Raw genomic sequence first — 11,599 nt, forward strand, 5'->3', positions numbered from 1 at the left:
GCAGAAACCGGGGCTATTACGCAAGCACAAGCCAAGCAATACCAGGCAACTGCCATTACGACGAATGATAGCTATAGCTACAAAAATTCTTACAAATATCCTTATTTCTTTGACGCGGTGATTAATGAAGCAGTCAATAAGTATGGGTTAACCGAATCAGAGATTATGAATAAGGGGTATAAAATCTATACAACGCTTGATCAGGCCAATCAGACGCAGATGCAGATGCTCTTTAAAAATCCGAGCTACTTCCCGGCAAACGCCAGTGATGGGACTAAGGTCCAAGCGGCTTCGATTGCTATCGATCCGACAACTGGTGGGGTGGAAGCCGTGGTTGGTGGACGTGGTAAACATGTTTTCCGGGGTTATAACCGGGCTAATCAAATGCGGCGTCAGCCCGGGTCGACGATTAAGCCACTGGCTGTCTATACGCCAGCTTTGGAGAATGGTTATTACTACGATTCTGAGCTTACGGATAAGAAAAAATCATATGGGACGAATGATTATACGCCGCACAATTATGGGAATCAGTATAGCGGTCAGATACCGATGTATGAGGCGTTGGCCCAGAGTAAAAATGCGCCAGCTGTGTGGTTGCTGAACAAGATTGGTGTCGATAAGGGCTATGACTCTGTGAAGAAGTTTGGGCTACCAGTAACTAAATCAGATAAAAACTTGGCTTTGGCCTTAGGTGGGTTGAAGACAGGGGTGTCACCACAGCAATTAGCCCAAGCCTATACGGCATTTGCCAACGAAGGAACGATGACATCGGCTCATTACATTCGGAAGATTGTGGATGCGTCTGGTAATGTGGTCGTTGATAATACGCAAACTGAGGCTAAGAAAACTAAGGTCATGTCTAGTAAGACAGCTAAGCAGATGACCAGTATGATGATGGGTGTCTTCAATTACGGGACGGGAACGAGTGCGAAACCGTATGGATATACCATTGCTGGTAAGACTGGTAGTACCGAGGCGGATGGTGATTCTGACGCTACACGAGATAAGTGGATCGTTGGTTATACACCGGATATCGTGGTTACCACTTGGGAAGGTTTCGACAGCACAAGTAGTAAACACCATTTGGAAAACGTTAGTGGTACGGGTGAAGGACCACTTTATAAAGCCGAAATGGAAGGTATTTTGCCAAATACGAAGGGAACAGCCTTCAACACAAAGGACGCCTCAACCATCGCTAATGCCAAGAGTAGTGGAAGTTCGTCAAGTGGCGACATCTGGGACTCTGTGCAAAACGGTATTAATAATGCGGGTAAGCAATTTAACAATGCGGCAGATACAGTTAAATCTTGGTGGAATAAGGCTAAGTCAATTGTGGAATAGCTGTGAATCCCCTCTAGGGTGAGCTGCCAAAGCATGGTACAATGGAAAATGTAAGTTAACTGGGTCATGGGCCCACTGAGGAGGAACCATAATGGCTGATAAGATGCAAGCTTTGGGGGAACAAATGACCCAAGCGTTACAAGAAACGGATGAATTTAAAGCGCTCAAGGCAGCGTTTGCGACAATGAAGGAAGACGACGCAACTTATAAGTTGTTCAAACGTTTCCAGCAAATTCAAATGGATCTACAACAGAAGCAAATAGCTGGGCAACAAGTGACGGATGACGAAATGAGCCGTGCGCGCGACGTGGCTGACCAAGTCGCTAAGATTGAAGCCGTTAAGACGTTAATGGATGCAGAACGCGGCGTTAATGCTTTGTTGAATCAACTGAACCAGACCATTACGCAACCAATCCAAGATATTTACGCGGGTTAGGTTAAGTAGAGATTGTCGGCGTGGCTGCTCATTTGGGTGGTTAGGTCGACTTTTTTTAATCACAGAAAGGTCAAGTGATTGGGATGAAATTTATTCATGCGGCAGATTTACATTTGGATAGTCCCTTTCTGGGACTGACCAATTTGCCCAATAGTTTATTAACAGTCATTCGTCAGTCAACTTTTGCCGCGGCAACGAAGGTTTTTGACCGGGCGATTAGTGAGCACGTTGATTTTGTTGTCCTGGTCGGAGATTTATTCGATCGTTCAGAACAGAGTGTTGCGGCGCAGGCTTATTTATTTGAACAATTTGATCGTTTGCGGTTAGCGAATATTCCCGTATTTGTTATTTTTGGGAACCATGATTTCTTGGCTGATCAACACCAGCCCATTGCTTACCCTGAAAATGTACACGTATTTGGAGTGACGGTTGAAACCAAAACGCTGACAACCGCTGCCGGTGAAACGGTTGCCCTAAGTGGTTTTAGCTATCCGCAACGCTGGGTCGAAGCCAATCCATTGGCGGCGTTTCCCAATCGTGCGGCGACTGATTGGCATCTTGGCCTGTTACATGGCGCTATCAAATCTGGAAGTCAGGATCACTATGCGCCGTTTACACGGGCTGACTTACTGAGTAAGCGGTATGACTATTGGGCTTTGGGGCATATTCACCAGCACCAGATATTAAACACACAACCGCCCGTTGTTTATGCGGGAAACACGCAAGGCCGATCGATTAATGAAACGGGAGCCAAAGGCGCATACTTGGTGGAAAGTGATGGCACGGCCTTAGTCCCGCATTTTTTTGAGACGACCGTAATTGGTTGGGATATTCCAGAGGTTATGACAACGTCGGCCGCCGATTTACCGGCAGTGGGTCAAGCGTTAACTCAGTGGGTGACCACCCACGCGACTACTTTACCCACACTGACGGCGTTGTCCATTCAGGCGCCACAATTGGTGCCAACGGATCTACATGATCTAGAGACCGATTGGTTGGCTCTGTACCAGCGAACCCACGCGCGACTTTTAAAGGAACATCAGCGCTACTTCATTCGATTAAACGTGGCGTTGCCAGAATCAACTCTGACAGCACCACAATTGGATCAACAATATTGGGAAGCTGGGGCCGCTACCGTCTTCACACCGGAAAACTTGCGTGATCTATTTGGTAAGTTGGCTCAGGAGCCAGCCTTGGCCGAGTGGTTTGAGCAATCACAGACGCAGACTGACTTAAAACGGCTGACAGAACGGCAAATAGCTACTTTAATGGGGAAGGCGGATTCGGATGTATCTTAAAACCTTGACGATTTATGGGTTTGGTCATTTTCATGATCGGACCTTTACGTTGGATGCCGGGTTAAACTATCTTGTCGGGCCTAACGAGGCCGGTAAGTCAACGCTAACCCAATTTATTGTCGCCATTTTATTTGGATTCCCCACCAAGAAGCATCCTGAATTACGGTATGAGCCGTTAGATGGTAGTCTGTTTGGTGGTGCACTGACCTTTGTCCAAGCAAAAACGCAGTATACGGTTAGCCGAACGGCAGGGCCGCATGGTGGGACGGCCACCTTACATGATGATACGACCGATCTGACACTGCCGGCAACCCAATTACCTAAGCTGTTAACACCGATGGATCAGCTTTTATTCACCCAAGTTTATGTGATCAATGAACCTCGGCTTGGCCAGGTGTTCTCGGCATCTAAGCAAGCTTTAATTGAACGGCTACGTCACGTTGGCGCGGTTGGAAGTGACTATTGGTTACAACGGGCGCAGCAAATGGATAAGCAAGCCGATACATTATACAAGCCGCAAGGGCGTAATCCCCAGTTGAATCAACAGCTAAGGACTTATCAGGAACTAACTGATAAGTTGGATAAGGCCAATGCGGCTTATGAGACGTATTGGCAATTACGACAGGAACAACAACAACGTCAGCGGCAGCAAGCAGATTTGCAGACGCAGCTCCAACAACAGCGGCGAGTAACAACTACTTTGACGCAGCGCGTCTCTCAATGGTCAACGTATGTGGCTTGGCAACGGTTAGCCCAGAACCAGCAGGCGGCTGTCAGCGGTTTTTCGACGACGGATGCGACACAACTAGAACAGCTTCGAGGTCAGTTAACGGCGGCTAAGCAGGCATTAACTGAGGACCAGCAACGTATAGCCACGGCCCAGCAAGCAGCAGAACTCCCAGAGTTTTTTCAAGAATACTTGCCCGTAGCCGCCCAAGTGGACCCCTTACTGACCGAGTTACCAGACGTGCAACTGGCGAGCCAACAACAAACGGCTTTGAAAACGACCCGGGCCGAGTTACAGCGACGGGCGACTGAAATCGAGGCGCAGTTTGCGCAAGATGGTCAAATGCCGCGGGCGTTTTCTTTGGCAACGACGCAACAGATTGACCAATTGCAGCAACGATTAACCAGTGCAAATCAACAACGACGTCAGTTACAGCAAACCTTGAATCAGCTTAATGAGCGGTATCAGCAATTGCAGCCAGCAAAGGCTCATGCGACTAACCCCCTAGCGGATAAGCAAGTTGTTTGGCTGACCATTGGCTTAGCCGTACTAATTGGCGCCATGTTTTTACCTGGCGCGATGTTCAAGCTGGTGGGCGCACTACTGGGTGTGGCGGTTGGTTATTATGGTGTTTTTTTAGTGGATAGTAGCACACCGGCAAGTCGGCAGTTGCAGGCACTGACCGATGATATTCGGGATAGTCAAGCACAATTGCGAGAGAAAGGCCGGTTAATTGATGATTTGACCAATCAGTTGGATGTGATTGGGACCGCACATGGGTTAGGACACGTGCCAGTTGAACAGTGGTCGGCTACGCAAGCGGCAATTGGTGAATGGGAACGGTTGACCCAGCAACTAGAAACAACGGATACCCAGTTGGCGACCGTTGCGCAAAAAGTGACGGATTTTCGTCAACAACTGGCGACAGTATTGCCTAAGCTAGCAACAAGTGACGATGCAACGTTGTGGCAACAGTTAGCAACGATTGTCCGGTTGAAGACATCGCTGAAGTCCCAAGAAAGCGAGCTGGCGACAATTGCTACGCGATTAACTCATGATCAGGCCGCTGTGACGTCGGCACAACAACAAGTGACAACGTTCTTGAGGACACGAAATTTGCAGCAAGTTGATGATTTCTATGACCGTTATCAGGTTCAACGAGAACGGGCCAGTCAAGCTAAACAGCAGGCCGCGCTGGCAGCTCAATTGGGGCCCGAGAATTTGGCCGCGCTGCAACAGGTGTCTGATTTAGCAGCCTTACAAGCACAATTACAACAAGCGCAAGCAAAACAGCAGACAGTGCAGGCACAGTTGGATCATTGTACAGAACGCCTTGCAACGTTAGCCGGACAGCTCGCACACCTTACAACCAGTGGTACGCAAGCCACGTTGCGACAACGCCGGCAAAACTTGGTGACAGAGATGCAGACGACTACTGAAAAGTGGTTAGTCGATCGGTTGGCGAGTCAGTGGATTGAAACGACGTTGGCTGCTGCCTCCGGCGATCGACTGCCGCAAATTATAGCGCAAGCTAGTGAATTCTATGGTAAATTAACGGAAAACCGGTATACTAAAATTGAATTGACGTCAACGACATTACAGGTGCAAAAACAAACGGGGGAGTGGCGAACGGTTAGCCAGTTGTCACGAGGAACGGCTGAACAATTAGATTTAGCAGTGAAATTAGCCTTTGCGGTTGTCATGCAGCAGCAAGTGGCGATGCCATTAATCATTGATGATGGCTTTGTCAACTTTGACGAGCGTCGCCGGCAGGCTGCCTATGCGCTGTTAGCAGAAATTAGCCATAAAATTCAAGTGATCTTATTAACGGCGGATACAACTGTGATTCAATTGGCAACAGGACGAGTGAGTCAACTAAGTGACTAGGAGGAATTTTCAATGGCAGTAGGAAAACAATTACTAGATTACGACGTGGACGAGGCAGTCGATGCATTTGCACTATTAAAGTCTGCTGACGTACGCACAGCCAAAAACGGTAAGCAGTATATTGCTTTAGTATTTGAAGATCAATCCGGTGAGATTTCGGGTAAATACTGGGATGCCTCACCAGAAGACATTGCCAACTATGTTGCGGGGCGTGTGGTGCACATTCAGGGAAAGCGGGAGAATTACCAAACGCATCCCCAAATTAAAATTATGCACTTACGGGTAACCCATGCCGGAGAGCCCAATGACCCCCAAGCCTTCATTGAACATGCGCCGATGAGTCGGGCGGATATGGAGGATTATCTGACCCAAACCGTGTTTGAGATTACCCAGCCAACCTGGAATCGGTTGGTGCGAAAGCTATTGAGTGAGTATGCTGAGCGATTCTACACCTTTCCGGCGGCCAAGAGTAATCATCATGCGTTTCAGGGCGGCTTAGCGTTTCACACCATTTCAATTCTGAAATTGGCGCACGCAGTAACCGCACAATATCCGGATCTCAACGCGCCATTGTTGTACGCCGGTGCCATTCTTCATGATTTAGGAAAAACGATTGAACTATCGGGCCCACAATCGACAACGTACACCTTAGCCGGCAATTTAGTTGGGCATATTGTTTTGATTGATGGGGAACTGGTGCGGGCGTGTGATGCCTTGAAGCTGGACCCACAAGCGGAAGATGTCTTACTGTTACGGCATATGATTCTGAGTCATCATGGTCTGTTAGAATATGGTTCGCCAGTTCGACCAGCATTGCGGGAAGCGGATGTCTTGCATCAGCTAGATGAGTTGGATGCCTCGATTATGATGTTAGATACAGTGGTTGCCCACACAACACCGGGAGAATTCTCGGAGCGGGTTTTTGCGTTAGATGGTCGCCGGTTTTATCGGCCAGCTAGCGACACACCGCAGCCACCAAAAGATTAGAATGGCACACAAAAACGCTCAACGACGATACTGGTCGTTGAGCGTTTTTGGCGATTAATAAGATTACTTAGATGAAGATGAAGCGGAACTAGAACTTGATGATGACAGGTAATCAGAAAGGATGTTCTTTAAGTCGTTATCCTTGATAGAAACGTTACCCTTCTTCAAGACCTTGGCAACGACATTGTGAAGGACAGTACTGTCGTTCATGTCGTTATCAATGATTTGCTTCGTCAATTCAGCCTTGTGTTCCTTGATCGTTCCCTTACCAGGGTTCTTCAACATCAAGATGACGTGGTAACCGTATTGCGTCTTAACAGGCGTTGCGGTGTATTCGCCAGTCTTCAGCTTGAAGGCGGCCTTCTTGAAGGTTGAATCAAGAGACGTATCGGTACTATCGAAGCTGCTCAACTTACCACCCTTGTTCTTGGTAGCCGTATCAGTCGAGTACTTCTTAGCCAACTTCGTGAATTCACTCGTCATGTCACTAGACTTAGTGCTCTTCAAGTCTTTAATGATGGTCTGAGCGGTTGACTTCTTAGAAACTAAGATGTGGGCAACGGAGACTTCAGGTTCGTAACTCTTGAATTGCTTCTTGAGTTGCGCATCGGTTACCGTAACGTTATCCTTAACGGCTTCCTTCAACAGTAAGTTAGAACGAATTTCCGTCTTCAAACTGGATTGCGTCATCCCACTTTGAGATAAGACACTGCTAAATGATGAACCATACTGTGACTTGTACTTGTCAAATTGTTTTGTAACAGCAGACTTGCTAACCTTGTCACCGTATTGCTTTTCCAAGACCTTGTTTAAGATCATTTGTTGCAGAACTTGCTTACCAGAAGACGTGCCCTTTAAACTACTGTAATAGGCACTTTCGGTAATTTTGCCACCATTAGTTGTGGCAACGGTTTGGCTGCCACAACCGGCAAGCGTTACGGTTAGTAACAAGCCAGCGAGCGCGATAAACCATTTTTTCATATTACTCAACACATCCATTCATCAAAATTGGTGTAAACACCATACTCAGACATCATAACACAAATAACCGCGAACCCAAAAAGGTCGGCAAAGCTTTACAAAAAGTTCAAATTTAATTCTGATCCCATTTTGCCACGATTTCCTCAATATTGGCAACTCTCGGCGCAATTTTAAAAGTGAACTTATCAACGGCCCCTTGAATATCGGCTAGTACTGGTTCAGCGGCGGTAATTGCGGCAGTTAGCTGCTGGGTGCTAGCAGAAACTCGGTCGGTTGATTGACGAATCGCGGTTATTTGATCGCTGGTTTCGCGGACCTGATGTTTAACGTGTTGCCCCCAAGTCCGGGGATCTTGTTGGGTTGCCACGAGATAGGCGGCTAGACCGGCACCGGCAGCCAGCGTTGTTCCCATGATAAAACGGCCAATTCCCATGATTATCCCTCCAACTGGGCGCTAATTTTAGTTTGGATGGCGGTATAGTCATCTGGCGTATAATTAGCGGCATTGTCTTTGAAAATCATTTTGAAATCATCTTGATCCGTATAGCGGGGAACCAAATGGATATGTGAATGGAAAACGGATTGATAGGCAACTGATCCGTTGTTATTCAAAATATTCATTCCCACAATTCGTGGATCGGCAGCCTTTACAGCACGGGCAATCTTAGGAATCCGTGAAAAAACAGCTGCCGCTAAATCAGCATCGTAGGCGAAGATGTCTTTAACGTGGGTCTTAGGGATAACCAGGGTGTGCCCCGGTGTCCCTTGCGAAATGTCCAGAAAGGCCTTAACGATGTTGTCTTCGTAAACGGTGTAACTGGGAATATCGCCGGTTAAGATTTTACAAAAGACACAATCATCGGCGTAATGGGGCTCAAGGGTCATTTTGTCCATAACTAAAACTCCTTCTTTCGATTCAATTGGGTTCATTATACACCACTGACTAGTGAGAATGAACCGTGACTCTGGCGTTGATTAAGTGGTATTTAAGGTTAGGTGGCATCTGTGATTATGGCACACTCCAATTGGGTGTAAATTTTATTTGCCACAATGACCTATGGTATAATGGGGCGGTTAACTTAAAGGAAAAGAAGGGATGTATGATGGCTTTAGAAGTCAGCCATGTTGTGGGTGGTTACTCACAGATCCCCGTCTTAAAAGACATTAGTTTTGACGTTAAGGACGGAGAACTCGTCGGCCTAATTGGATTGAATGGGGCCGGCAAATCCACGACAATTAATCATGTGATTGGATTATTGACACCACATAAAGGAAAAATCACGTTAAATGGTGTGACGATTGATCAGGATAGTCAGGCCTACAAACAACAGATTGCTTATATCCCGGAAACCCCGGTTCTTTATCAGGAATTAACGTTGCGAGAGCACCTGGAAATGACCATGATGGCTTACGATCTTGATCAACAGGTGGCATGGAAGACCGCACATGGGTTATTAAAGACCTTCCGTTTAGATAATAAGTTGGATTGGTTCCCAGCCAACTTTTCTAAGGGGATGAAACAAAAGGTGATGATTGTGTGTGCCTTCTTAACGCAGGCTAAACTCTTCATCATCGATGAACCCTTCTTGGGACTAGATCCACTGGCAGTCAACGATCTTTTGCACCTGATCGAAAGTCGTAAGCAGCAGGGCGCTAGCATCTTGATGTCGACTCACGTGTTGGATACGGCGCAGCGTTATTGTGATCGGTTCGTTCTGCTACATGATGGGCAAGTAAAGACCGAAGGAACTCTCAGTGAATTACAGGCCGCTCTTCCGGAAGCGGGGGAATCGCTGAACGATATTTACCTGTCAATGACGAAGGTTGATCGCTCATGAGTGGACTATTTAAAACACGGCTTCAACGCCATCTCCGGGAAATGGCGAAATATCTGCGGCTAGTGTTTAACGATTTCTTTGTGTTTGCCTTGCTGTTCTTCTTAGGTGGCTTGGGGTTGGGCTACTCAAACGTGTTAAAGACACTGCGGTCCGGTCTGTGGTGGGCACCGGTCGTGGCGCTGATTATTCTCGCAATTGTCAGTCAAATCGGTCGATTGGCAACGTTGGTTGAAGATGCCGATCGGGTCTTCTTATTGCCCAAAGAACGGGCGATGCATGCCTACTTGGTGGCTGCTCGTCGTTACAGTCAAGGATTGGCGCAGTGCACGCAATTAATTGCTCTGTTTATTCTATCGCCATTTTTACGTGTGGCGTTGAACTGGTCAGTTGCGGCTATTTTGAGTTTAGCGGTGGCCCAGGTGATCTTGAAGGACACCTTATTGCGTTTGGACTTGGCAAGTGCTTATCAAGTGACGGGACAACGGCGAATGAATCACTGGTCGATTAAATGGTTGTTGGCCCTAATAGTCATTGCTAGTGGATTATGGCTGACACCCTATTTGGCGGTCGGCTTGGTTCTAATCAGCGATATTGGTGTTGCCGTATGGTTGCATCAACACTGGCAACATCAACAAATTCGCTGGCGTGAACAGATTAAGTTAGAAGATAACCGAATGTTAGGTATTTATCGCTTCTTCAATTTATTTACCGAGGTCCCGATGGTGGCAGGAACCATCAAACGGCGACACTATTTGGATTGGTTGTTTAAGGGGATTAAACTGCAACAGAACCAAACTTATCTCTACCTGTTCAGTCGGGGCATGGTGCGGGGGACGGAGTTTAGTGGCCTTGTCGTCCGACTAACCATTATTGGCATGTTATTACTATACTTCGTGCAAGGTCAGTGGTTACCCATTATTTTGGCGGCGTTATTCATCTACTTAATTGGGTTTCAACTGTTACCATTCTTTCAGCAATACGATGATGTGGTCTTCACGCACGTGTATCCAATCTTGCCAGCCTGGCGATTGAAGAGCTTTGTCAAATTGGTCACGCTGATTTTGAGTGTAGCTGCGGGACTGCTATGGCTCGTTCTAGTGATTGCTAATCGGCAGCTAGAAACGGCTGGGATTGCCTTGGTTGTCGAAGTCGTTGAAGTCTGGTATTTGGCCCGAGTTTATACCCCACAGCGGTTAGCCAAGGCTGATAAAAATAAAGCTTGACGTCACGAGCATTTGCCCATAAAATTAATAATAGCTGACAAATCGAGGAGGGGTGGCACGCATGGCACTAGATCTTAGTGACGGCTGGAGCTTGTTTCCGCTAGGCGGAAATACAGGAACGGCATATATGGGAACCAAAGCGTCACAAAAGGTATTCTTAAAACAAAATGCGTCACCTTTCCTAGCAGCGCTATCAATGGAAGGAATTACACCGCGGTTGGTTTGGACCAAACGGTTGGCTTCCGGAGATGTGATGACGGCACAAGAGTGGTTGAACGGTCGCACCTTGCATCGACAAGAGATGCGCGAACAACGGGTTGCCCGGTTATTACATCGCGTGCATCATTCTCAGCTACTACATGATATGTTATTAAAAGTCGGCGGACGGTTTACCACGCCCGCCCAGTTGTTGACTCAGTTACGCCCGGCCTTAGCCGCGGATTTAGCCCAGCATCCGTTGATTCAATCAGCGTTTGCTAGTCTAGAGACTGAGCAACCACAACTGACCAAGGCGCATTATGAAGTTTGTCATAGTGATTTGAATCATAAAAACTGGTTGCTGTCTGATCGTCAACGGCTATACTTAGTCGATTGGGATGCCGCAACTTTCGCTGATCCAGCTTTTGATCTCGGTGCACTGTTATGTGAGTACGTTCCGTTAGAAGAATGGCGTCGTTGGCTGTTGGATTATGGTGAAACGCTGACCAGTGAGCTGATTGCCCGTGTGAACTGGTATGCGCGGGTGCATTGCTTGCGGGTTATTGCGGAGAGTTATCATCAACAGCGATTCCAAATTATGAATCAACATTTAATTTTACTGGAAAAACTGACGCGTGAGTCAGTGACTGATTAACACAAAATGGCGGCGGGAGCGGGGCAAA

Annotated in this window: 11 protein-coding genes; 8 read left to right on the forward strand and 3 right to left on the reverse strand. The window is 47.2% G+C overall.

What is annotated here, in order from left to right; genetic code table 11:
• The 5 genes from FC61_RS12245 to FC61_RS00700 form a co-directional block, all read left to right on the forward strand.
• A partial coding sequence (locus tag FC61_RS12245; RefSeq protein ID WP_235803828.1) for a transglycosylase domain-containing protein occupies positions 1-1,341 on the forward strand: 1,341 nt, incomplete at its 5' end.
• Between the two features lie 91 nt (positions 1,342-1,432).
• A complete protein-coding gene (locus FC61_RS00685) occupies positions 1,433-1,777 on the forward strand; it encodes a YlbF family regulator (protein ID WP_021742190.1) in 345 nt (114 codons plus the stop codon).
• An 83-nt stretch (positions 1,778-1,860) separates the two neighbouring features.
• Positions 1,861-3,075, forward strand: a complete 1,215-nt coding sequence (locus FC61_RS00690; protein WP_039107598.1) for a metallophosphoesterase family protein — start codon at positions 1,861-1,863, stop codon at positions 3,073-3,075.
• Positions 3,065-5,689, forward strand: coding sequence for an ATP-binding protein (locus FC61_RS00695; protein WP_021740931.1), 2,625 nt, complete (start codon positions 3,065-3,067; stop codon positions 5,687-5,689). Before FC61_RS00690 ends, FC61_RS00695 begins: the two co-directional genes overlap by 11 nt.
• A 12-nt stretch (positions 5,690-5,701) precedes the next feature.
• Positions 5,702-6,676 carry a 3'-5' exoribonuclease YhaM family protein gene (locus FC61_RS00700; protein ID WP_021740932.1) on the forward strand — a complete coding sequence of 325 codons (975 nt, stop codon included), beginning with the start codon at positions 5,702-5,704 and terminating at the stop codon, positions 6,674-6,676.
• Between the two features lie 63 nt (positions 6,677-6,739).
• Here the strand turns inward: FC61_RS00700 and FC61_RS00705 are convergent, their stop codons facing one another.
• The 3 genes from FC61_RS00705 to FC61_RS00715 form a co-directional block, all read right to left on the reverse strand.
• Positions 6,740-7,657, reverse strand: a complete 918-nt coding sequence (locus FC61_RS00705) for a peptidylprolyl isomerase PrsA (protein WP_011668209.1) — start codon at positions 7,655-7,657, stop codon at positions 6,740-6,742.
• 112 nt (positions 7,658-7,769) lie between these two features.
• Positions 7,770-8,090: a hypothetical protein gene (locus FC61_RS00710; RefSeq protein WP_021740933.1), complete on the reverse strand. Its 321-nt coding sequence runs from the start codon at positions 8,088-8,090 to the stop codon at positions 7,770-7,772.
• 2 nt (positions 8,091-8,092) lie between these two features.
• Positions 8,093-8,551 (reverse strand): HIT family protein, encoded by a 459-nt coding sequence (locus FC61_RS00715; protein WP_011668207.1) that lies wholly within the window; start codon positions 8,549-8,551, stop codon positions 8,093-8,095.
• A 209-nt stretch (positions 8,552-8,760) separates the two neighbouring features.
• On the opposite strand from FC61_RS00715, the gene FC61_RS00720 reads away from it, so the two are divergent.
• The 3 genes from FC61_RS00720 to FC61_RS00730 all read left to right on the forward strand — a co-directional run bounded on the left by FC61_RS00720 (position 8,761) and on the right by FC61_RS00730 (position 11,571).
• Entirely contained in the window at positions 8,761-9,495 is a 735-nt protein-coding gene (locus tag FC61_RS00720) for an ABC transporter ATP-binding protein (RefSeq protein WP_035464041.1), read from the forward strand.
• Positions 9,492-10,718: an ABC transporter permease gene (locus FC61_RS00725; protein WP_021740935.1), complete on the forward strand. Its 1,227-nt coding sequence runs from the start codon at positions 9,492-9,494 to the stop codon at positions 10,716-10,718. Before FC61_RS00720 ends, FC61_RS00725 begins: the two co-directional genes overlap by 4 nt.
• A 61-nt stretch (positions 10,719-10,779) precedes the next feature.
• Positions 10,780-11,571: a phosphotransferase family protein gene (locus FC61_RS00730; RefSeq protein WP_011668204.1), complete on the forward strand. Its 792-nt coding sequence runs from the start codon at positions 10,780-10,782 to the stop codon at positions 11,569-11,571.
• Positions 11,572-11,599: the final 28 nt, after the last annotated feature.

Source organism: Levilactobacillus brevis ATCC 14869 = DSM 20054, from assembly GCF_001433855.1.
Classification (GTDB): Bacteria; Bacillota; Bacilli; order Lactobacillales; family Lactobacillaceae; genus Levilactobacillus; species Levilactobacillus brevis.